This window comes from Vibrio ostreicida, from assembly GCF_013074385.2.
GTDB lineage: Bacteria > Pseudomonadota > Gammaproteobacteria > Enterobacterales > Vibrionaceae > Vibrio > Vibrio ostreicida.
Genome location: NZ_JABEYA020000013.1, coordinates 37,178 through 59,726 on the forward strand (window position 1 = coordinate 37,178; position 22,549 = coordinate 59,726).

General features: G+C 43.8%; 19 protein-coding genes. 14 read left to right on the forward strand and 5 right to left on the reverse strand.

The window, feature by feature from the left end; all coding sequences use genetic code 11:
• Positions 1–130 precede the first annotated feature (130 nt).
• The 8 genes from HLM86_RS15130 (at position 131) to rmf (ending at position 13,462) form a co-directional block, all read left to right on the forward strand.
• A complete protein-coding gene (locus tag HLM86_RS15130; protein ID WP_076588041.1) occupies positions 131–4,972 on the forward strand; it encodes an NAD-glutamate dehydrogenase in 4,842 nt (1,613 codons plus the stop codon).
• 84 nt (positions 4,973–5,056) lie between these two features.
• Positions 5,057–6,067 (forward strand): quinone-dependent dihydroorotate dehydrogenase, encoded by a 1,011-nt coding sequence (gene pyrD / locus HLM86_RS15135; protein ID WP_170883608.1) that lies wholly within the window; start codon positions 5,057–5,059, stop codon positions 6,065–6,067.
• A gap of 174 nt (positions 6,068–6,241) precedes the next feature.
• Positions 6,242–6,793, forward strand: a complete 552-nt coding sequence (locus tag HLM86_RS15140) for a cell division protein ZapC (protein ID WP_076588036.1) — start codon at positions 6,242–6,244, stop codon at positions 6,791–6,793.
• A 456-nt stretch (positions 6,794–7,249) separates the two neighbouring features.
• Positions 7,250–9,376, forward strand: a complete 2,127-nt coding sequence (gene rlmKL / locus HLM86_RS15145) for a bifunctional 23S rRNA (guanine(2069)-N(7))-methyltransferase RlmK/23S rRNA (guanine(2445)-N(2))-methyltransferase RlmL (RefSeq protein WP_076588034.1) — start codon at positions 7,250–7,252, stop codon at positions 9,374–9,376.
• 8 nt (positions 9,377–9,384) lie between these two features.
• Entirely contained in the window at positions 9,385–9,627 is a 243-nt protein-coding gene (locus HLM86_RS15150) for a glutaredoxin family protein (protein ID WP_076588134.1), read from the forward strand.
• Positions 9,605–11,521: an ABC transporter ATP-binding protein gene (locus HLM86_RS15155; protein WP_170883609.1), complete on the forward strand. Its 1,917-nt coding sequence runs from the start codon at positions 9,605–9,607 to the stop codon at positions 11,519–11,521. Before HLM86_RS15150 ends, HLM86_RS15155 begins: the two co-directional genes overlap by 23 nt.
• A gap of 6 nt (positions 11,522–11,527) precedes the next feature.
• Entirely contained in the window at positions 11,528–13,117 is a 1,590-nt protein-coding gene (locus tag HLM86_RS15160; protein WP_076588029.1) for a DUF3466 family protein, read from the forward strand.
• 171 nt (positions 13,118–13,288) lie between these two features.
• On the forward strand, positions 13,289–13,462 hold the full coding sequence (gene rmf / locus HLM86_RS15165) for a ribosome modulation factor (RefSeq protein ID WP_076588132.1): 174 nt from the start codon (positions 13,289–13,291) through the stop codon (positions 13,460–13,462).
• 138 nt (positions 13,463–13,600) lie between these two features.
• Here the strand turns inward: rmf and fabA are convergent, their stop codons facing one another.
• Entirely contained in the window at positions 13,601–14,119 is a 519-nt protein-coding gene (gene fabA / locus HLM86_RS15170) for a bifunctional 3-hydroxydecanoyl-ACP dehydratase/trans-2-decenoyl-ACP isomerase (protein ID WP_076588027.1), read from the reverse strand.
• Positions 14,120–14,210: 91 nt separating this feature from the next.
• Complete coding sequence (locus HLM86_RS15175; RefSeq protein WP_170883610.1) at positions 14,211–15,854, reverse strand: S16 family serine protease; 1,644 nt, start codon at positions 15,852–15,854, stop codon at positions 14,211–14,213.
• Positions 15,855–16,022: 168 nt separating this feature from the next.
• On the opposite strand from HLM86_RS15175, the gene matP reads away from it, so the two are divergent.
• The gene (matP, locus tag HLM86_RS15180) at positions 16,023–16,469 is read left to right on the forward strand and encodes a macrodomain Ter protein MatP (protein ID WP_076588022.1); all 447 of its coding nucleotides are present in this window, start codon (positions 16,023–16,025) and stop codon (positions 16,467–16,469) included.
• A 13-nt stretch (positions 16,470–16,482) separates the two neighbouring features.
• A complete protein-coding gene (locus tag HLM86_RS15185) occupies positions 16,483–16,797 on the forward strand; it encodes a DUF3634 family protein (RefSeq protein ID WP_076588019.1) in 315 nt (104 codons plus the stop codon).
• Between the two features lie 103 nt (positions 16,798–16,900).
• On the opposite strand, the gene HLM86_RS15190 is transcribed toward HLM86_RS15185, so the two are convergent.
• The 3 genes from HLM86_RS15190 to HLM86_RS15200 form a co-directional block, all read right to left on the reverse strand.
• Positions 16,901–17,083, reverse strand: a complete 183-nt coding sequence (locus HLM86_RS15190; protein WP_170883611.1) for a hypothetical protein — start codon at positions 17,081–17,083, stop codon at positions 16,901–16,903.
• A 170-nt stretch (positions 17,084–17,253) separates the two neighbouring features.
• On the reverse strand, positions 17,254–17,505 hold the full coding sequence (locus HLM86_RS15195; RefSeq protein ID WP_076588014.1) for a DUF6482 family protein: 252 nt from the start codon (positions 17,503–17,505) through the stop codon (positions 17,254–17,256).
• A 175-nt stretch (positions 17,506–17,680) separates the two neighbouring features.
• Positions 17,681–18,199 (reverse strand): hypothetical protein, encoded by a 519-nt coding sequence (locus tag HLM86_RS15200; RefSeq protein WP_076588012.1) that lies wholly within the window; start codon positions 18,197–18,199, stop codon positions 17,681–17,683.
• A 534-nt stretch (positions 18,200–18,733) separates the two neighbouring features.
• On the opposite strand from HLM86_RS15200, the gene HLM86_RS15205 reads away from it, so the two are divergent.
• The 4 genes from HLM86_RS15205 to HLM86_RS15220 all read left to right on the forward strand — a co-directional run bounded on the left by HLM86_RS15205 (position 18,734) and on the right by HLM86_RS15220 (position 22,447).
• Complete coding sequence (locus tag HLM86_RS15205; protein ID WP_245798181.1) at positions 18,734–19,540, forward strand: substrate-binding periplasmic protein; 807 nt, start codon at positions 18,734–18,736, stop codon at positions 19,538–19,540.
• A gap of 83 nt (positions 19,541–19,623) precedes the next feature.
• A complete protein-coding gene (locus HLM86_RS15210) occupies positions 19,624–19,932 on the forward strand; it encodes a hypothetical protein (protein WP_143678174.1) in 309 nt (102 codons plus the stop codon).
• A 550-nt stretch (positions 19,933–20,482) separates the two neighbouring features.
• Positions 20,483–21,487 carry a substrate-binding domain-containing protein gene (locus tag HLM86_RS15215; protein ID WP_076588008.1) on the forward strand — a complete coding sequence of 335 codons (1,005 nt, stop codon included), beginning with the start codon at positions 20,483–20,485 and terminating at the stop codon, positions 21,485–21,487.
• A gap of 555 nt (positions 21,488–22,042) precedes the next feature.
• On the forward strand, positions 22,043–22,447 hold the full coding sequence (locus HLM86_RS15220; protein WP_076588005.1) for a hypothetical protein: 405 nt from the start codon (positions 22,043–22,045) through the stop codon (positions 22,445–22,447).
• Positions 22,448–22,549 lie beyond the last annotated feature (102 nt).

Here is a 22,549-nt window from a genome sequence, read left to right on the forward strand (position 1 = left end):
CTTACCACTCTTAAAAGAATTAACTATTTGTCAATAAAGCTTTTACAATAAGGCGGCGTTACCCGTGTAAAGCACTATGCTTACAACATCCCCCAAAATATATATACAATTCTAATTGTGGAGTGTGATTATGACCGCGCGTGAAACTCTGATGCCGGTTCTTCTTGAAAAGGTCTACCAGCTTATTCAAGACAAACTCGAGCTTGCTCATCAACCTTTAGTCACTCAGCTTGCCCAGCATCTTTTCGGTAATATCTCTCAAGATGACCTAGTCGAAAGAAACGAATCCGATCTTTATGGTGCGGTAATCAGTCTTTGGCATCATATCAATGAGAAGAAAGCCAATGATGTATCGGTGAGAGTGTTCAACCCGACTGTCAGTCGACAGGGCTGGCAATCTACGCACACCATTGTAGAAATCGTCGTCCCAGACAGCCCATTCTTGGTTGATTCAGTGAAAATGGCATTAAGCCGTCTAGATTTAGCCTCCCATCTTATGCTTCATGGCCCTACACAGATTGAACGCGATAAGAAAGGGCAAATTGCCAGTATAAACGGAGGAGAAGGGATTCTTCAGTCTCTGTTCCATATTGAAGTTGATCGCCTGAGTGCGAAAGACACCATGGTTTCTCTTAAGGACGAATTACTTAAAATTCTTACCGACACGTCGCTGGTGGTCCACGATTGGTTGTTGATGGTTGAAAAACTTGAAGATGTGACTAATCAAGTTGAGGCGCAACAGGGTAAGGTCGAAGTTGAGCGTGATCGCTATGAAGAAACGATCAAGTTTCTGCGGTGGTTAGGTGACCACAACTTCACGTTCATGGGGTACAAAGAATACGACTTAGTGAGCGTAGATGGTGACACGGAGCTTAGGCCGACCAAAGAAAAAGGTCTGGGTTTGTTTGCCAACGCTGATCGTGTTCGTAGTGTGAAACTTTCAGACTTTCCAGATTCGGCACGTCTCGAAGCACAGAAGCCATTTTTGCTTATTTTGACCAAAGGTAATACACCGTCAAGAATTCACCGTCCAGCGTATACCGATTACATTGGCATTAAGAAATTTGATAAAAACGGTCGGGTTATTGGTGAGCATCGCTTTACCGGTCTGTACACGTCTGCTGTCTACAATCAAAGTGTTGAAAGCATCCCACTTATTCGCGAAAAAGTGGAACGTATCCTATCCGCCAGCGGATACCGAGAGGGGTCATACTCTTACAAAGCGCTGCATAACATCTTAGAGAACTACCCGAGGGATGAGTTACTGCAAGCGAAAGAAGAAGAATTGCTGGAAGTTGGGATGGGTGTGGTCCAGATGCAAGACCGCGACATGTTGCGACTCTTTGTACGCAAAGACCCGTTTGGCCGCTTCTTTAGCTGCATGGTGTATGTGACTAAAGATCGTTACAACACAGAACTCCGTCGCCAGACACAGCGGATTTTAAAACAATATTTTGGTTGTGATCAGGAAGTTGAATTTACCACTTACTTTTCAGAGAGCCCGCTGGCGAGAACACATTACATTGTCCGAATTGATAACAATAATTTAGACGTCAACGTAAAAACGATTGAGCAAAATTTAATGGAAGCATCCTCAACCTGGGACGATCGCCTCTCTGACGCGATCGTAGCAAATTTGGGTGAAAGTAAAGGTCTCCCTCTATCAAAAGAATATTTGCGCGCATTCCCTCGCTCCTATAAAGAGGATGTGATGCCGGGTTCGGCCGTTGCGGATATTGAACGCCTTGAGGGATTGAGCGATGACAACAAACTTGCAATGTTGTTTTATCGCCCTCAAGAACTTGGCGCTGATTCGAAGTCCGTCAAACTCAAACTGTATCATCGTGATGAACCTATTCACTTGTCGGACGTCATGCCGATGCTTGAAAATCTTGGTTTACGAGTTATTGGTGAATCACCTTATGAAGTGCGCAAAGCCAATGGTCAGGTTTATTGGATCCTTGACTTCTCGATGCTTCACAAAAGTGAAAAGAGTGTTGATCTTCGTGAAGCGAGAGATCGTTTCCAACACGCTTTCGCTGATATATGGGCAGGTGAGTTGGAAAGTGATGGTTTCAACCGTTTGGTTCTCGGCGCCTCGCTAACAGGAAGAGAGATCTCTATTCTTCGTGCGTATGCCAGATACATGCGTCAGGTCGGGTTCCCATTCAGCCAGCACTATATAGAAGAAACGCTCAGCCATTACCCTGAATTGGCGAAAGGGCTTGTCGATTTGTTTTCCAAACGTTTTGATCCCAAGTTCAAGGGAAGCCAAAAAGGACAAACGGAACGAATTAACAAGATCATGGCTCAGCTTGATCATGTTGAAAGTCTTGATGACGACCGGATCATTCGTCGCTATATGGAAATGATGACCGCGACCTATCGAACCAACTACTATCAGGTCGACGAAAACCAACAATCAAAACCGTGGCTTGCATTGAAGATGAAGCCAAGAGAAATTCCAGAAATCCCTCAGCCTGTTCCGGCATTCGAGATTTTTGTGTACGCGCCGGATATTGAAGGTGTCCACCTACGTGGCGGTAAAGTTGCCCGCGGAGGCCTACGTTGGTCAGACCGACAGGAAGACTTCCGTACGGAAATCTTGGGTTTGGTTAAAGCTCAACAGGTTAAAAATACGGTTATCGTTCCTGTGGGAGCAAAAGGGGGTTTCGTTTGTAAACGACAGCACACCTTAAGTGGTCGTGATGAGATTTTTGCTGAAGGCCAGCGTTGTTATAAACGCTTTATACGCGCATTACTCGATGTATCAGACAATATCTTAGAAGGGGAAGTCATCCCTCCAAAGAATGTGGTACGTCATGATGAAGATGATTCTTATTTAGTTGTTGCTGCGGATAAGGGGACAGCGACCTTCTCCGATTTAGCGAATTCAGTCTCTGATGAATACAACTTTTGGTTAGGTGATGCATTCGCATCTGGCGGATCCAATGGTTATGATCATAAAGCCATGGGTATTACCGCGAAAGGCGGCTGGGAATCTGTCAAACGCCATTTCCGAGAAATGGGCATTGACTGCCAGACAACGGATTTTACCGCCATGGGTGTCGGTGATATGGCAGGGGATGTTTTTGGTAACGGTATGCTGCTGTCTAAGCATATTCGCTTGCAGGCTGCCTTTAACCACATGCACATTTTCATCGATCCGAATCCAGACTCAGCATCAAGCTGGAAAGAACGAGACCGTCTATTTAAACTACCTCGCTCAAGCTGGGAAGATTACAACACCAAACTGATTTCTAAAGGTGGGGGCATATTCCCGCGTAAAGCGAAGTCTATTACCCTGACGCCAGAAATCCAAAAAATGATCGGCACCAAAAAAGCGTCGTTGCCGCCTAACGAACTGATCAAAATGATCCTGAAAATGGAAGTCGATCTGTTATGGAACGGTGGTATTGGTACGTATGTTAAGTCCTCTAAAGAAACCCATACTGATGTCGGTGATCGTGCTAACGATATTTTACGCATAGATGGCCAAGATTTGCGTGCTAAAGTCGTCGGTGAAGGTGGTAACTTAGGGATGACACAATTAGGTCGTGTTGAATACGCTCTGACTGGTGGACGTGTTAATACCGACTTTGTTGATAATGTGGGTGGTGTAGATTGCTCTGATAATGAAGTCAACATTAAGATCTTTCTCAATGGCTTGGTGACTAACGGAGATTTAACCGTTAAGCAACGCAACAAGATCTTAGAGTCCATGGAAGATGAAGTCGGTGACATCGTTTTAGATGACGCTTATTGCCAGTCGGAATCAATTTCGGTCACTGAGCAGCAAGGTAGATCGTTAGTTAAAGAACAAATTCGTTTTATCCATACTCTGGAAAAAGCGGGCCACTTAGATCGCCATTTGGAACACATCCCCGACGATGAAACACTACTTGAACGTGAAAAGTTAGGTAAAGCACTGACACGTCCCGAACTGTCTGTATTAGTTGCTTACGGTAAGATGGTACTGAAAGAAGAGTTGGTTCATGACGATATCTCAAATGACGCTTACCATACGCAACAGCTGATCAACTATTTCCCAACTGAGTTACGCCGTAACTATCAACAACAGATGGATAATCATCCGCTGCGTGCTGAAATCATCGCAACCGCACTCGCGAACCAAATGGTTAACGAAATGGGTTGCAACTACGTTACTCGTTTGCAAGAAGAGACCGGTGCACACGTTGTCGATATCGCGAACGCTTATGCGGCATCTCGTGAGATCTTCGGCTTAGGTAAAGTGCTCACAGCAATACGTGCACTTGATAACAAAGCGTCGACTCACGCTCAGTATGACATGATGTTTTATGTTCGCCGTACTCAGCGTCGATTGTCTCGTTGGTTATTACGTAACCGTAATGGCCGCCAATGCGTAAAAGCGCTAGTGGAACTTTACCAAGGTGATGTTGAGACCATTCAAGCTAAGCTCGATGATATGTTGGTTCCTTCTGAAGTTGAAGAACACAACCAAATGGCTCAAGCATGGATAGAGCAGGGGATCAGTGCAGATATCGCCAACTATGTCGCAAGGTTGTCGAGTCTCTATTCAGTACTGGATATTTCAACCGTATCGCGTGATAAAGGTAAACCTGTTGAACAAAGCGCCAGACTGTACTTTAACCTAGGTGATCGTTTGTCGCTTCACTGGTTCCTGAAACAGATTAACAGTCAGGGTGTGGATAATTACTGGCAAGCGCTTGCGCGTGCAGCGTTCCGTGAAGATCTTGATTGGCAACAGCGTCAGCTTACTGGGCAAGTCCTTAGTTGCAGTTGTGCACCTGAAGATCTGGATGTCATGAAAGCGTTGGAAGATTGGATCCAAACCAATGAAGTTTCACTTCATCGTTGGGAGAATATCTTAAATGAGTTTAAAGTGGGTTCAGTTCATGAATTTGCCAAGTTCTCAGTCGCGTTGAGAGAGTTGATGTTGCTTAACTTAAACTGTTCCGCAAACGAGTAGTTCGTTAGTTTCGATTGAATTGTTCGTCAAAACAGTAAATAATACAGCCCCGTTCATACGGGGCTTTTTTCTATCGGAGGCACAATGCTCTACCGTCTAGCCAGATCTGGCTTTTTCCAACTTGATGCCGAGAAGGCACATGATCTTGCGATCAAAAACTTCAAGCGCTTTACTGGTACTCCCATTGATTTACTTTATCGGCAACAGTTGCCATCTCGGCCCGTGGAATGTATGGGCCTCACATTTCGCAACGCTGTCGGTCTTGCTGCCGGTCTTGACAAAAATGGCGAGTGTATCGAAGCCTTTGACGCCATGGGATTTGGGTTTGTAGAAGTCGGAACGGTCACACCCAGGCCTCAATCGGGTAATGATAAACCGCGCCTCTTTCGTTTGGTTGAAGCCGAAGGCATTATTAACCGGATGGGCTTTAATAATTTGGGTGTCGATAACCTGATAGATAACGTAAAAAAGTCAGATTTCAATTGTGTACTCGGAATTAATATTGGCAAAAATAAAGACACACCCATTGAAAGTGGCGCTCAAGATTACCTTATTTGCATGGAAAAGGTGTATCCCTATGCGGGTTATATCGCGGTGAATATCTCGTCTCCTAATACTCCCGGGCTAAGGTCATTACAATACGGTGACGCATTAGATGACTTACTAGCAGAGTTAAAGCAAAAGCAGCAGCAACTCACTGAAGAACATGGTAAATATGTTCCAATTGCTCTTAAGATCGCACCGGATCTTAGTGATGAAGAGATCCGCCAGATCAGTGGTTCGTTACTGAAAAACAAAATCGATGGCGTGATTGCAACGAATACAACCTTAGACCGAACTTTGGTTAAAGGAATGAAGCACGCTGAAGAGATTGGCGGCTTAAGTGGAAGGCCGGTTCAGTCACGGAGTACACAGGTCGTCCATCTTCTGTATCAAGAGCTTGGCCAAGAGATACCCATTATAGGGGTAGGGGGCATTGATTCATATGTTGCGGCAAAAGAGAAGTTATTGGCGGGTGCTCAACTTGTTCAGGTTTATTCTGGCTTTATCTATCAAGGCCCTAGTTTAGTGAGCAATATCGTTAAAAACCTTTAAATAGTCACTAGTGACGCTGTCACTCATGAATAAAGCACGTTAATCCTTAATAAATTGAGAGGAAATGAATGTTCATTTCCTCTTTTTTTTTAAAGCCAAACGCATAGAATTTTGGTAAATGCGGGAATAGCAAAGAACAATTTGCTAAATTGACTTTGATGTGAGATGGGAACGATGCTTAAACCGAGTGACAAATGGACTTGGTACTATGATGACGCTGAGCAACATTTGATGTTGGAGCTGGGCGACGATATGGTATTTAAGACCAACCTATCCCAGAAATTGATGGTCGATTGCGCCATTGGTGTGAACGAGTTTTCAGTTGATGATGCTTGCTCATATCAAATTTACAAAGAACAAATCTCTCATCTTGACCTGTCTGAACCTAGAAGAACTGAACTGGCACTGTATTGTGTCGCTGCCAAGCGTTTTCATAAGCCAGTGCAGCCTAAAAGCTGGTTTTTCGATTGTCAGCCAGAGAGCCCAACCTGCCCAGTTGAAGGGGACGTGGTTTACTTAAGCAACAGTAATAGCCAAGGTTACTTTCTGGTGTTGGAAGTAGGAGAGAGTGCAAGTCTATGCACCTACATTAACTTGCAATCGTTTACCCTCAACAGCGCTAAATCATTGGTCTTTGGTCAAGCGATAAAAGTCATGCACGATCGCATGTCTATCGCTAATACTCACTTCGTCAATCAAACAACGTCTATCGCTTTAGTCGGATAACCTCTCTGGTTTATCGTTCCACCCAAGTGCTACCTTTCCAAGGTTTTAAATCAAACGGCAGTGATTAATCGTCTGTGCCACCTCTATTTTACCGATATCTTCAACTTTTCTATCAATAAAAAGTCCTTGTTTTTAGACATCCGTTGCCGATGATAAGCCATTTATTCCTCTATTACGCTAAAACTGTTCCTTAATTACACATTTATTTTCATTTGGTATAGTCCAGATTGGGAGTGAATAAGTATTCACTAACCTTTGGGGTCAATAAAATTGGTTAAGGTGTATTCCTTCCGATTTCTTGGGGTAATGCCACGATGAAAGTTTTCAAACTTTCTTTGATTGGTGGTGTTTTAACCACTTGGATTGATGGTGAGTAAGATAAACACTGATTTGGCTAACGAAATGATGACGAGACAGGTATAATCAAGGGTCATTTATTAAGAATATAAGAGCACTATGCATCAATATCTTGCAGTTACCTCTAATGGCCTAGAAAACCTATTGGTGGAAGAGCTGACAAAACTCGGAATTAGCGACGCAAAGCCCGTTCAGGCTGGTGTGAGATTTAAAGCCACCCATCAACAAATCTATCGCTGTTGTTTATGGAGTCGGTTAGCTTCTCGTTTTGTACGAATTCTTTCGGAGTTCACCTGTAATGATGACATGGACCTTTATCTGGCAACGTCGTCTGTCAATTGGATTAACCAGTTTCACAGTTCCAAGAAATTTATCGTGGACTTTAATGGTACCAATCGAGAGATTAGAAATAGTCAGTATGGTGCAATGAAAGTCAAAGATGCCATAGTGGACTGCTTCAATAAAAGAGATTTACCAAGACCTTCGATCAGCAAAGATCGCCCCGATCTTCGTGTTCACATCCGATTGCATAAAGACAAAGCAATTCTAGGCATTGATATGGTAGGAGGCGGTCTTCATCAGCGTGGCTACCGCTCAGCTGCAGGCAAAGCGCCTCTCAGAGAAACCCTCGCAGCAGCGCTCATTCTTCGTAGTGGCTGGCAGGTGGGTCAACCTTTCCTAGATCCTATGTGTGGTTCTGGTACATTGCTCATTGAAGCGGCCATGATGGCCGCCAATATGGCACCTGGCGTTAACCGTCCAGAGTGGGGCTTTGAATCCCTAGAAGACTTTGAGCCAGAAACTTGGGCTGAGGTTAAATCTGAAGCGGCAGTTCAGGCCCGACGAGGTGTCAAAAATCTTGACGCTAAGTTTTTTGGCTACGACAACGATCCCCGCGTGTTAAAAACAGCGCGTGATAACGCGAAACGAGCTGGGGTTGATACGCTAATCTCATTCGAAGAAGTCGATGCGGCGCAGCTGAAACGTCCAACAGAATTTGAACATGGCGTGATTGTTTCCAATCCACCTTATGGTGAGCGTTTAGGCACCCATCCTGGCCTGATTGCTTTATATACCGCATTCGGTGCACAGCTAAAGGAACAATTTGGTGGTTGCAGTGCGTCTATTTTTTCTAGCTCAGACGAGCTGCTTAGCTGCCTTCGAATGCGAGCAGAGAAGCAATACAAGCTTAATAACGGAGCGTTACCCTGTCACCAGAAAAACTACGCTATTTCCCAACGCTCAACTGACACTGAGAGTGACACGGTCACCGAGTCCGTTGTTGCACCAGACTTTTCAAACCGGCTAAAAAAGAATATTGGCAAAATTGCAAAGTGGGCCAAAAAAGAACGGCTCGATTGTTATCGTATTTATGATGCGGATTTACCTGAATACAATGTTGCTATCGATGTCTACCTTGATCACCTCGTCATTCAGGAATACGCTGCGCCAAAAGATATCCCAGAGGAGAAGGCGAAGCGTCGTCTTACCGATATCATAAGGGCAGCTATTCAGGTGACGGGTACGGATGCCAACAACGTTGTTTTGAAAGTACGAGAAAAGCAGAAAGGCCGGTCTCAGTATCAAAAGTTAGCTCAGCAATCGGAAACCATGCATGTTAACGAATACGGCGTTAAATTGATCATTAATCTCCATGATTATCTTGATACAGGTTTGTTCCTCGATCACAAATTGACCCGTCGCAAACTCGGTGAATTGTCTCAGGGTAAGGACTTCCTGAACCTTTTCGCCTATACAGGTTCCGCCAGTGTTCATGCTGCTTGCGGCGGAGCAAAATCGACCACGACCGTTGATATGTCAAACACCTACTTGGAGTGGGCAAAAGAAAACATGAAGCTTAATGGCCAGATTGGTCGTCAGCATCAGTTTGTGCAAAGTGATTGCCTTCAATGGTTAGAGAGCGCTACAGCACAGTATGATCTGATTTTTATTGATCCCCCAACGTTTTCGAATTCTAAGAGAATGGAACAAAGTTTTGATGTTCAGCGTGATCATATTCAACTGATGACAAGTTTGCAGAAACGACTGCGTCCTGGCGGAACCATTATATTTTCGAATAATAAACGCCAGTTCAAAATGGATCATGATGCGTTGACGGAAGTTGGGTTGGGTGCTAAAAATATTTCCTCTCAAACGCTGCCTTTGGACTTTTCTCGGAACAAGCATATCCACAATTGTTGGGTTGTCACGCATTTGGAATCATAGGCCAAGATTTGATCCTACTTTACAGTACTCAAGGGTGCCATCTCTGTGAGATGGCTTACACACTCTGCCAGCAGGCGAATATCGCTGCCAAGGTTGATATTGTCGACATCGCTTTCGACGATCAACTGTTTACTCGTTACGGTGTCACCATACCCGTAATGAGTTGCAATGGTAATGAGCTGAACTGGCCATTTGATTTACAAGAATTACAAGACTGGTTAGAAATAAATGGCATTACTTACAATAAATAATGGATTGCTAGCCTACGGCGATCACCCTCTACTCGATCATTCGGATTTTGCCTTGCAAGACAATGAACGAGTGTGTTTAGTCGGCCGAAATGGGGCAGGTAAGTCAACATTAATGAAAGTGTTGGCAGGTGAAGTTCTGCTGGATGACGGCAAACTGACTATAACTCAGGATGTGGTTGTTTCACGGTTAGAACAAGATCCTCCCCGTAATCAAGAAGGGACCGTGTTTGACTATGTGGCAGGCGGCTTAGCGGAAATTGGCCGACAATTAACGAACTATCAAGAACAGCTCGATCTTATCGCCATCGATCCGAGTGAAAAGAACATAAATAAGCTTGCGATCATTCAAGAGAAGCTCGATCACTCAGGCGCTTGGCGTTTCGAGGATAGGATCAAAAATGTATTAGAAGCCCTGAAATTGGATGGCCAGACTCAATTAACCGAATTATCCGGTGGTTGGCAACGTAAAGCGGCACTTGCCCGCGCCTTGGTACGGAATCCTGATGTACTGCTACTTGATGAGCCGACTAACCATCTCGATGTGACGACCATTGAATGGCTGGAAAGCTTCCTGAAAGACTTTCGTGGCTCCATTATTTTTATCTCGCACGACCGCGCCTTCATCAAGTCAATGGCGACTCGAATTGTGGATCTGGATCGTGGTCAATTGGCGACCTTTCCTGGCAGTTACGACAATTACTTGCTTGAAAAAGAAGAAGCTTTGCGTGTTGAAGATATGCAAAACGCAGAATTTGATAAGAAACTGGCACAAGAAGAAGTTTGGATCAGACAAGGGATCAAGGCGCGTCGGACACGCAATGAAGGTCGAGTTCGCGCATTGAAAAAGCTGCGAGAAGAGCGCCAGAGCCGCCGCGATGTTCAAGGCAAAGCCAACATCCAGATAGACGACGGTTCTCGATCGGGCAAAATCGTTTTTGAAGCCGAGAAGCTGAGCTACAGCATAGAAGGGAAGCCTATTGTTAAAGACTTCACGTTTAATATTATGCGAGGCGATAGAATCGCTCTGATTGGCCCTAATGGCTGTGGTAAGAGTACCTTACTTAAGCTATTACTTGGTAAATTAGTGCCTGATTCAGGTCGCCTTCATTGTGGTACCAAGCTAGAAGTGGCCTATTTTGATCAGTATCGTGAAATGCTTGATCCGGAAAAATCGGTGATTGATAACCTCGCTGACGGTAAGCAGGAAGTCATGGTAGGTGGAAAGCCACGCCACGCATTAAGCTATTTGCAGGACTTCCTATTCGCCCCTAAACGTGCCCGTACTCCAGTTAAGGCCTTATCTGGGGGTGAAAAAAATCGGTTATTGCTTGCTCGTATCTTCCTGAAGTCAAACAACTTATTGATTTTGGATGAACCAACCAACGATTTGGACATCGAAACCTTGGAACTTTTGGAAGATTTGCTTGCCAATTATCAGGGTACTTTGTTGCTTGTCAGCCATGATCGCCTGTTTGTTGACAACACCGTCATGACCAGTTGGATATTTGAGGGTGATGGTCAGATAGAAGAATTTGTTGGTGGGTATCATGATGCTCAGCAACAAAGGCAACAGAGCCGAAAAGCCAAAGCGTTGGATAAAGCACCGAATATAGAGAAAAAGGATGAAGTATCTTCAAAAAATGTTCAGCCAAAGAATAAGCCAAAGAAACTCTCGTATAAACTGCAGCTCGAACTAGAGACGTTGCCGGCAAAACTTGAATCGTTAGAGGGCGAGATTGAATCCATGCAGGATCATGTCAATTCGCCTGAATTTTTTTCTCAGTCCGTCGAGCAAACACAACCAATTTTAGATAAGCTTTCTGCGTTAGAGCAGGAGCTGGAAGTTGCTTTTGAACGCTGGGAAGAGCTTGAAGCAATGCAACAGGAAAGTTAACCAATAATGATTAAAAATACGTTTAAATTGTCATCGATTTCTTTGGCCGTTATGACTTGTTTTGGCGCGAATGCCGCCATCTACAATGTCTATGATTATCAGCCTGTCGTCGACTCAAGCGCAAGAACCTATGGCACTGCTATTGCCCCTGAAATGGCCACGGCGGATTGTTGGAGTACCACAACGTGTAGTCAAACCAGTTATAATATTGCCTTTGAAGAGCAGCTCACAGAGCAAGGGTTTGACTACCGTGAAGAGGCGCCCTTTCGTTACACATTAGGTTATCAATTACTTCAAGAGGGTAAGACGGGTTTTGAAACCTATTGTTCCAACTTTCTTGGCTACAATGGAGAGTTGTGTGAGGAATGGGTTACCAATCAATACACCAATGGGTATGCCAAAGAAAGCGCGGCTTTCAACAACTCGCTTGCTTATATTGAAGGGGCTCAGATACAGTCGAGCAACAACAATGTCATTGTTAACAGCCTCATTGACGCTAATAACGCGCTCGGTACCTACTACGGTGGCACACTTCAGAACCGAACGGCGTTTTATGCTGACGCAGCACTTGATACCAGTACTTATGATCAAAGTAAGGTATGGGGCAAATTAGTTACGGGTAGCAATACCTATTACGTCGGTAGTGTCAGTAAACAGTCAACCAATGATACCAACGACTATTATTCCTATGGCGCGGTGTGGGATGGAACCACCCTACACACCATTCCTTGGGTCACTAATGCGGCTGAAGATGATCGCAGCATTCCACAAGGCAGCGCCAGAGATCTGGCGACGGTCAATAGTATCGACTACGCGGTAGGGTACAACGCAGACTCAGACCAGCGGCCTGTCGCTGCAGTGTTTGCTCTGTCTTCATTGGGCAGTATTCCAACCAATTTTGTCAGTCGTTTTCAAAATGACAATGGTTTCCAAAGTTCTGTTTTAACTTCAATTAACAATAACGGCATTGCGATCGGTGAAGTCAAATACGCCACCGCGATCAACAAATCGTTTGCCAATGCTTTGTTTTATATTACGGATCCCGCCAATCCGAATTCAAGTTACAAAGAGTTCTCTGGGTCGATTTTCTTTAGTGGAGCGAATGGAAAAGCGGGTGGGATCAACAACTATGATGAAGTCGTTGGTGCGATCGATTATGACACCCATAAAGAGAATAACGGCGGAAGCCCAAGAGCTCAACGAGCCTTCATTGCGCCATTGAGCACCAGCGGCAAGGCGCCATTGAACAATACCCCTCGGTATTTGGACGACTTGACGAATGACGGCATTGTTTCTTCAGTGAATAATCAATATCGAATTATTGATGCAACTGACATCAATGATGCTGGTGTTATTTCCGGATCGGCTTACTACTGTTCAGGCGGATATGATACAACGGACATCAACTCTAAATGTAATGGCGGGATACCCGGCGCAGAGTTAATTAGAGCGGTGAAGTTGGTCCCAATTAATGGTGCAACAAATTCTGATATACAGGCTCGTGGGGTTAGCGAGGAAAAAGTTGATCGTCAGGGGGGCACACTTGGCGCCGTCGCTTTGATTGTATTAGCTTTATTTGGGTTCCGTAGAAAATAGCCCAAATTAGGTTAAATTTTAAGCAAGGGAGCGGGTTCACATTTTGGATCCGTTCCTTTTTTTTCACTTGAGAAAGGCCGTTTTTTGATCGATCCTTAATGTTGGAGTCACAAAAACTCCATAAAAAGTTAATAGTAGTACGTTAGAAAACCTATGTATGAGGACGACACTATGAAGAGACAAAAGCGTGACCGCTTAGAGAGAGCTCAATCTCAGGGATACAAAGCAGGCCTAAATGGCCGCTCTACGGACACATGTCCATACCAGCAGATGGAAGCTCGATCTAATTGGCTTGGTGGTTGGCGCGATGCCAGAGAAGATAGACACTCTGGTCTCTATAAATAAAAGACATAATCTACATACGGTATAAGGAAAAATAAAGGCCCCGTTTTCGGGGCTTTTATCATAACCCTTAATGCACTATAACTAAAAATTTAGTGATAAAAAAGCGACTCAGCCGAGTCGCCAGACGAAACAATATCGTTAAAAAGAGGATGTATCTTGAAAGAGGCCAACTTTTAAGTCTTTCGCAACATAGATTTCTTTACCATCAACAAGTACTCGGCCATCGGCAAGGCCCATTACTAATTTACGGTTTACAACACGTTTCATATGGATTTCATACGTTACTTTTTTGGCCGTTGGCAATATCTGACCGGTAAATTTAACTTCACCGACACCGAGAGCACGGCCTTTACCTTTGCCGCCAACCCAACCAAGGTAAAAACCAACGAGCTGCCACATCGCATCAAGGCCAAGACAGCCTGGCATGACAGGGTCTCCAGGGAAATGGCAATCAAAGAACCACAGATCTGGAGTAATATCGAGTTCCGCGATAATCAATCCTTTACCAAAATCACCTTCAGTTTCTGACATTTTTGGGATGCGATCCATCATCAGCATATTAGGGGCGGGCAGTTGTGGATAACCCTCTCCAAACAGCTCACCTTGACTCGAGGCGATAAGATCTTCGCGGTTATAACAATCACGTTTGTTTTGCATTATCAATGACTCCAAATTTTGATAGCAGCATGTTAGTGAACACGTGTACGCCAAACAAGTCCGATCAGTACAAATTGGACTGATCTTTACACTAAATGAACCAGTTTTTGATACGTTCCGCAATACTTAGCGGATGTTCGTGTTTTTCAAAGTTTTCTATTCGTTCCGCAATTTTGCTGATCACGCTGGATTCATCTTCGCCACGGAAAGGTTTATTCATAATAATTGGGATGGCTTCATCAACTGTAGAGACTGACCAAATATGAAATTCATCATTTTTAATACTCTTAACCACATCCTTATGCAATGCGAGATGTTTCAAATTTGTCTTTGGTAAAATCACGCCTTGCTTTCCAGTAAAGCCTTGGTGTTTACAGACTCGATAGAAGCCTTCAATTTTTTCGTTAAGCCCACCCACTGCCTGCACGCGGCCAAATTGATCGACCGCTCCCGTCACAGCAACCTGCTGATTGATCGGGTATTCAGAGAGGGCACTGACAAATGAACACAACTCCGCAAGTGTCGCGCTGTCTCCATCCACTTCACAATAGGATTGCTCAAAAACAACCGATGCTGAATATGGTAGAGGGGCATCCAACAGCAAAGCACTGGAAACAAAAGCTTGCATGATCATCATGCCTTTAGCGTGAAGATTACCACCAAGTTCTGCTTTTCTCTCAACATCAGAAATATCACCATCACCAAAATGAATCACGCAGGAAATACGAGCGGGCTCTCCATAGGCAACGGGATGGCCTGACACATCAATAACAGTAAGCCCGTTCACCTGACCAACACACTCTCCCTGAGTTTCAATGATCACTTGGCCATCCAAAATATCGGACAGTGCACGCTCAGGCAAATAAGACTGGCGTACATAACGGTTTTCAAGCGCCTGTTCCAAGTCGGCCTCAGAAATAGTGCCATCATTAGAATAAAGCGCCGCTTCATGAAAGATAGAAAGATACCACAGCGGTTCTATCGGCATATATCTTTGATCTTCAGTATGCCTCGCACCGGCCACCATCAAACGGTGAATAGCATCAAAAGTAAGACTGGGCATTTGATTCTGTTTGAGCAAGGTTGATAGGAAACCCAAATAGCGGTCAATGTTTGGCTCGGTGAGCATAATTTCATGCTCTATTTCCGTATAACTGGCAAAGCCATGATAAAGTTCGCGATCAAAATCTTCCAGATCCGCTATTTGCTCTCTATCTCCGACGACGACGAGCTTCACCTTATAGCTCGATGCGGGCACATCAGCAGGAATATGTTGCGGCGTGGTGTTAATCGGGCTCATTTCTTCCCCACAAAACACCGATTTTAGCGTTTGCCAACCACTTGGGTTAGCTAACAGCAGGCAAGCAGGTATAACCAAAAAACCATTATTCGCTTGTTCCACTAAGCCACTTTTACTGGCAATAATTTCTCCGGATTTGTTACACGCATAGGTGCCAAGCAATTCACGAAGATTGAGACTCTCACTGGTCACGATGGTCTCTGAGGTAAACGCTGATAGGCCTTGCTTAACACTAGACCGATAAAATGCATTATCAGGCGCGTTAACGATGAGAACTCTGGATAGCCCCCCTGTGTTAGCAAAGGTGCTCAATGCGAGTTCTAGCCTAGGTTGAACCTGAAGAAAGGATACGTTTTCTAATTGATCAAATCTCGATATCACGTCGTCATATATTGAGTATTGGGGAGTTACTGCACACCAGGTTTCTTGTATCATCGACGGATTTCATATTCTAAAAAAGGACTGAAATTATATATAAAAACAGCCGATTATGACACAGACAATTTAACATGATGTGATAGTCTAAAATGTATACGATAAATGTTGTACTTCTGGATAATGCTGAGTTACGCTGTAACTAGAGTTTAATGGAAACTGCTTACAATGAAATATCAACAGCTTGAAAATTTGGAATGTGGTTGGAAGTGGAATTACCTTATCAGCAAATGGAAAAATGGTGAAGCGATCACGCGCTACATAGACACGAGCGAAGTTGAATTAGTGATCAATGAGTTACGCCAGCTAGAGCACGAACCGGTAAGAGTGCTTGACTGGATAGATAATCATATGTCGCCAGAGCTTGAAAACAAGCTCAAACAGTCCATCAGAGCAAAACGCAAGCGTCACTTCAATGCCGAACAACTTCATACGAAGAAAAAGTCGATCGACCTTGATTATCGGGTTTGGGAAAAGTTGTCTACCCGTGCAAATGAGTTGGGCTGTACCTTATCTGATGCCATCGAATATTTACTTTCAGAAGCATCTCGCAGCGAAAAGGCAAGTAAAGCGGTCAGTTCTCTCAAAGAAGATCTGACGAAATTATTGGATTAATAACGGAGTTTCTATGTGGTACGTAATCTTAGTTGCTGCTATCGGCATTTTTTGGCTGGTTGCCGTAGACAGACCTTTGCTGCGCGTCAAATTTCAATCTGGCCAGATAAAGAAAGAAAAGGGCCATTTCCCAGCGATTTTTCGAAGAAATGTCGTTGAAATCGCCAGAGCAGATCCTTTCGACGGAGAACTCAAAGTTTATCACCATCGATCAGGTGGTAAATTGGTGTTCTCGAAGCAGATTCCTAAACAAGTCCAGCAGCGTATTCGCAACGTCTTTCCGCATCAAGGCTTTACCGCGAAAGGCAAAAAGAAAGCAACAAAGTAGCCTCTCTCCTTTGAACGCGTCATCGCATTATAAGGAGAGCCAGCTAACAAAGCCCTCTTCTGAGAAACTGGTCTCGTTGAGGGCGCCAAATGGCAGAAGGCGCTTAGGTTTCGATGACAATTTCGGAATCACCGGTAGTGTAAAGATGGGCCTTATTCTGCTGAATAAGCTGCGCCGCATAAGAGGGCGTGACCGCGTGAACGTCACCTTTTGATTTCACAGTACAAGCTTCCCAAGCATGATCACGATATTTTCCAGTCTGAGTATATTGGATAAACACTTTCATCTTAACCTCACTTTGTAACGATGTGTGTACATCATTTACATTAATCCTAAAGTCAGGACTGTGCACTCGCTAAAAATGAAAGCTTAGTTTTTCCTCAGAGACTTTAATGTGGCACAAGATTCGCAGCCGAGCCTCACAGTCCGAGAGGGCGTGAGGCTCTTTTTGAGGGTCTAGAACCATGGCAGCTCGGTTTTCAACGAATTGTTATTTTCTATTTGCTCACCACACATTTCGTCGTAAGCACTGCAATGGACTAGCATTGCTGAGTCGAATTTATGATCTTTGAAGTGATCTCTGGCTTGAGTCAAGCAGGCGAATTTGAGAGGTGTTGCTGCATTATCCTTCAGCAAGGTTTTACTGTCCCCGTTGACGGAGTACGCGAGATAAATTCCACCTTCCAGTGATTCAATAAGCAATTCCATTTCGTTATCCTCGGTTATTATGTAGGCAATATCTTCCCTACGGTTGATACCACGAATACGATCATTTCAACCGGCATTTATTACCACAATCATTGTTGAGGGTGAAAAAGGGGAGTACTAACATTTGATGTGAAAGAAAAAGTCGGTGAGGCCGTACGCTTCACCGAATCAAAGATTAATGAATCTCTGTTGTTTTGATGTATCCGTCACCACGGCTGCCCGTCGAACGGTTGATCACAACCCAATGGTATTTGCCTTTACCGGGGTTAGAATACACTGAGCTGCTCGGCCCACCGATCACAGACCCACTGCCATCAACAAGCTGTAGGCTAAGCCAAGCATTCGATAAGTTCGTCAATACCCCAGACGCTCGTTTATAGGCACACGTTTGATCAAATGAGTAGAGCTTAGTGGAATCACCAGGTTTCAAATTGGTGAAATAAAACGTATTGGACAAATTGATTCGACACAAAAAGTTAAAAGATTGAGAAAGCTCAGCAAAGCCTTGGTCACTCATTCGTTGACTTTCTTCTTTGTTGAGGTCCATCTCGACAGAGCTTTTTGTGACCACGTTTGATTCAAGCTCAACCAGGGGATAGGCTTTTCCATCAAGGTAAACATTAGTCGGCGCAAAGTTCGCTTGCGCTGGAAGTGAAAACGCCGCGAGCAACAGTGATATATTAATAATTTTCATAGTAATGACCTTATTTATAAGAAAGTAAATCATTATTTATATCTATTAAACAAACAACATACATAGCCTTTATTTGTGATCAAATAAGTCACAATATGTAATGGTTAAAATAGACATTTCATATAATGAAAGCTTATATCACACAATAAAAACATAGCGTTTTGTTTGTTGATTTTCTTGAATTTTTCCAGAAAAACAATACCAAACCCTTAAAATACATTGTTATTATTGTAAATAAGGTGGTCACTTGAAATATCAACTGATCAGCCAAACATAAGTTTCAAATTTATGCAGTATTGAAGTCATCAATATGTCATATCACCTTGTTATTTTACTTGGAGTAGGCTTGTTCTTGGCAACAAGTTTCTGTTTTTATTTTATTCTGTTCTCCAATACCTAACAGCTTGTAAATTCCATTTTACCGCTCATCTAAGAGCGGTTTTCTATCTCTATTTTCTCCATTACGTTCATTTAAAAACATTGTATAACCACTAAAATCGAGGAAGTTCATGTGATTTCGCTCTATGCTTATGTATGAAAAAATCAGAATTGGGCAAAGAAATGCGATCACTCATATTTAGGATAGGGTTTGGCCTTTTGGTGACTCTTGCAACGTTTCACGCACCGGCAGCAAAGACGTTGAAGCTTGCCTATTCAGATGTTGAATCTTACCCATTCCAAATGGGTTCCGGTAAAGAGGTGGCGACACCCCCAGGCTTCGCTTTGGATGTCATCAATCGGGTGTCGAGCATGCTTGGCATAGACGTGGAATATGTCCGGTTGCCAGGTAAACGGGTATTGCAAGAAATTGCCTCTGGTAATGTTGACGGAGGATTTGTGTTTTCCTTTAACCCAAACCGCGCAAAACTCGCCCGATACCCGATGAAAGATGGAGCCCTTGTCAAGGAGCAAAGGATTGCAAACATTGGTTACTATTTCTACACATTGAAAGACAGTGGGGTGAAATGGGATGGTGTAAAACTGGACAATTTTGACCAAAAGATAGGTGCCCATTTGGGTTTTTCCATTGTAAACGAGTTAAAAAACAAACAGCTTAAGGTCCATGAAGTCAAAACCACAGAACAGTTATTTACTATGCTTACACTGCAACGGCTATCCGCCATAGCCGTTCAGGATACCACGGCCAACCAATTTATGAGAGACGAGCGTATTAGTGGCGTCGAGCAACTTAAACCCGCGGTAACAATCAAAGAGTATTATCTTGTTTTTAGTCATCAGTTTTTCGATTCTTCACCGGAGCTCGCCAACCAAATATGGCAAGCGATTGAAGAGGTTAGGGATGAAACATTCGCCAAGCAAGGTAGCCAATACCTCAACTAGTTCCAAGGGTTGATCTGGGGCACCTTGATGACGACGTATACTCTGGTTAGACTAGGGTTTGTATTTTAAGAAGTGGTGATCACGTGAGAAACGGTCTTTTCGGTATGATTCTAACTGGGATATCATTGCCAAGTTTTGCGTTTAACAACCCTAACATCGAGTTTATTAATCAGGTAAGTTGCAAAATGGGCGGCTGTACCATGGTTTGTGTTAGCGCGGACGGTAAGAAAGAAGTCAAAGCAAAGGGGATCAACAGCGCAGAGATCATTACTTATAAGAGTGGTACTGTCCAGCACAACCTTGTCGTCGGCTTCCAAAAAATACTAGTGACTTCACCAGTAGGAACTGAATCCTGCTCTTTAAACAATATTGATAAGCTAGAGCAACAGTAACGCTAAATGAGAGGTTCTTAGGGCAGGTAGGCTCGCGACACTTCAGAGTGTCGATATCGCTAATGCATTTAATTTATAAAATTAAATGCATTATCTTTCTGTGGTGCTTAACTCCAATAGTCACAGTGTCACTAATATCACCGTTCAACAAAGACTGCTTTTTGAGCTTAGCAGTAACAATGTGTTCTTTGTTCCTCACGACACCAGCTACCGATCACTTCATGTTCTCAGTCACACTGGCATGATAGCCCGAGCGATACCTTTACTTCAATGGACTTGCCCAAAGACACACAATCCGCTGATCCTCACTTATCACTGATTGAATATTCCCTAAATCACTACTGCTGATGAGTAAGTGATGAGTTCAGAATGTGAGCAAACCGACTGGTACACCAAATACCGATATTACATTGACTTACATTATTCATTGATGATTTGAAGAGATATTAACCATGCCATTACCTCAATAAACCTCATCTTTTATGATTTTTTAAGCTAAATTTAAGTCAGATAAGTGCTTGTCGCGCCAAGCCCTAGGAGATCTTGTGATATGTGTTCACTGAGAAAATTACTGCTTTTGGTACCGTTCCTGTTCGTATCGAACATCGCATTTTCTAAGCCTTTTATTTTCGCGGTCATACCAAAAGAAGAAAACAATCCATTTTTCATCGCCAGCCGTGATGGCTGCTATGATGCCGCACAAACGTTAGATAACGTCGAGTGCCTCTTTAGAGGCCCAACGTCCGTGGATGTTCGTAAGCAAGATAAAATCATCTCTGATATGATCGATCAAGGTGTCGATGGTATTGCCATTGCCGTAACACAATCTGAGTTTCTTGTAACACATAGCATGATCAAAGCGCTCGCATCCGGTATTCCCATCGTGACATACGATGCCGATTTCTCCGACGAATCGTTAAAAGAATTCCCTTCGCTAAGAAAAGCCTACATTGGGACCAACGACTTTGAGCTCGGTAAAGCACTTGGAGAGCAATTAAAATCCCAACGTCCTCAAGGCGGTGTCTTCGTCATTCAAAGTGGTCGACCTGACTCACCTAACCTTAATCAAAGAGTCATGGGCGTGCGTTCCGCACTGTCTGGCAACGATGATCTCAATACTCTAAAAGATCCCATTAAAGGTAATCAAGGTTGGCGGGAGTTTAGCAAACCCTTATACAATTTTGGTCAGTTTGACCGAGCACAGGCCGACCTTCGCAATGTCCTCTCATCTTATGACAAAAGAAACATTAATGCGGTTGTTGCTGTCGGGGGCTGGACCCAGTTTAAGGACGGATACCGGGAACTCATAGAGCCACATAAACAAGCATTATCGGACAAGGATATTGTCTTGATTATTGCCGATACTGCGGATCAGCAACTGGTCTATTTAGGGGAACACTTGGCGCACGCAAACGTGGGACAGAATCCATACGAGATGGGTAAGCAAGCGATTCTAACACTCCATAAGTTGGTGAATGGGCAGCCAGTCGAAGAAATGACTTATATTCCAATGACACAATGCAATCAGCAAAACTATGCGAACTGTACAAAATAGTAGGGAGGCGGCGGTTACACCAGACCTAATAGGATGCGAAAACTAACACCATGAAGAGCACGACCAATTGCGCGAAGACCGTGACAATTTCAAGCAATACAGCCATTAAAGCGATCCAGAAGTTCGTTGACAGATACTGCTAGTGTAGCATAGTAGTGACACTGTCATGCGACACCGTCCAAATTAGCCAGAATCAAGCAAGCCTGTACCTGAGAATATCCGTCATTCATTGGGCCTATTCAGGGCCTACTAATGACTACTTTCGTGATAAAAACATAGAAATTGACTGGTCAGAGCAGAATCCAATCTTAGGTGATTTTGAGTTATTTCCTCAAGAAAATAATTAACCCAAACATAGCCTTATCGGACAATCAGCCCACATCCAAGTTATTGCTAAGCAACAAAAATGGCCATTGAATCACTCGATAGCCAGCAACAATTCTTGTGCAAAAAACCAATACCCACATGAGTTGTCTGTTTTTTCGGCGCGCAAAGATATGTTAATAATGCGCACTAATTGTAAAAATTAATTAACAAAAGGAACGAATTGATAACATGAAATTGAAGCAACTTATATCTTGTATCGCATTGTGCGTCACCTCATCAGCTTTCGCTAACACGTCAACCTACGTTTACTGTGGTTTGCCAGACGGCAGCGATTGGGATTGGCTGTTGGATCATAACGACAACTACACAACAATAGAGGGGCAGTGGGGGCGAGTTACCCAACCCAGTGGCCGCTACTTCAATGTTTTTCGAGTCACCGAGGCCGTGTTTGAGGCAAAAGCCTTCAGCTGCCCAGCGGGCTATATCGCCCAACCGGCAGACAGCGGCACCTCACGTTGGGAAATATTCGAAATCATCAGGCCCGATGGCAGCCGCTATTTTATTGATGCCTACCGAACTTACTATCACAACGGTACATCACGAGTTGAAGATAACTTTCAACTCCGCGTATAAAGCATGAGAATACATAACATGATTGGAAGCACCTTGTTCATCGCCTTCTCTCTACCCATCGTTTCTGACCCAGTTTGGACACTGTTTTTTAGTTGCCAATGG

Coding starts and splice junctions, on each gene's coding strand:
- HLM86_RS15175 (WP_170883610.1), bottom strand. CDS start 15,854: ATGATACAAGAAACCTGGTGTGCAGTAACTCCCCAATACTCAATATAT.
- HLM86_RS15215 (WP_076588008.1), top strand. CDS start 20,483: ATGTGTTCACTGAGAAAATTACTGCTTTTGGTACCGTTCCTGTTCGTA.
- HLM86_RS15185 (WP_076588019.1), top strand. CDS start 16,483: ATGTGGTACGTAATCTTAGTTGCTGCTATCGGCATTTTTTGGCTGGTT.
- HLM86_RS15220 (WP_076588005.1), top strand. CDS start 22,043: ATGAAATTGAAGCAACTTATATCTTGTATCGCATTGTGCGTCACCTCA.
- HLM86_RS15205 (WP_245798181.1), top strand. CDS start 18,734: ATGAAAAAATCAGAATTGGGCAAAGAAATGCGATCACTCATATTTAGG.
- fabA (WP_076588027.1), bottom strand. CDS start 14,119: ATGCAAAACAAACGTGATTGTTATAACCGCGAAGATCTTATCGCCTCG.
- HLM86_RS15130 (WP_076588041.1), top strand. CDS start 131: ATGACCGCGCGTGAAACTCTGATGCCGGTTCTTCTTGAAAAGGTCTAC.
- HLM86_RS15155 (WP_170883609.1), top strand. CDS start 9,605: ATGGCATTACTTACAATAAATAATGGATTGCTAGCCTACGGCGATCAC.
- HLM86_RS15200 (WP_076588012.1), bottom strand. CDS start 18,199: ATGAAAATTATTAATATATCACTGTTGCTCGCGGCGTTTTCACTTCCA.
- HLM86_RS15140 (WP_076588036.1), top strand. CDS start 6,242: ATGCTTAAACCGAGTGACAAATGGACTTGGTACTATGATGACGCTGAG.
- HLM86_RS15195 (WP_076588014.1), bottom strand. CDS start 17,505: ATGGAATTGCTTATTGAATCACTGGAAGGTGGAATTTATCTCGCGTAC.
- matP (WP_076588022.1), top strand. CDS start 16,023: ATGAAATATCAACAGCTTGAAAATTTGGAATGTGGTTGGAAGTGGAAT.
- HLM86_RS15190 (WP_170883611.1), bottom strand. CDS start 17,083: ATGAAAGTGTTTATCCAATATACTCAGACTGGAAAATATCGTGATCAT.
- rlmKL (WP_076588034.1), top strand. CDS start 7,250: ATGCATCAATATCTTGCAGTTACCTCTAATGGCCTAGAAAACCTATTG.
- rmf (WP_076588132.1), top strand. CDS start 13,289: ATGAAGAGACAAAAGCGTGACCGCTTAGAGAGAGCTCAATCTCAGGGA.
- pyrD (WP_170883608.1), top strand. CDS start 5,057: ATGCTCTACCGTCTAGCCAGATCTGGCTTTTTCCAACTTGATGCCGAG.
- HLM86_RS15160 (WP_076588029.1), top strand. CDS start 11,528: ATGATTAAAAATACGTTTAAATTGTCATCGATTTCTTTGGCCGTTATG.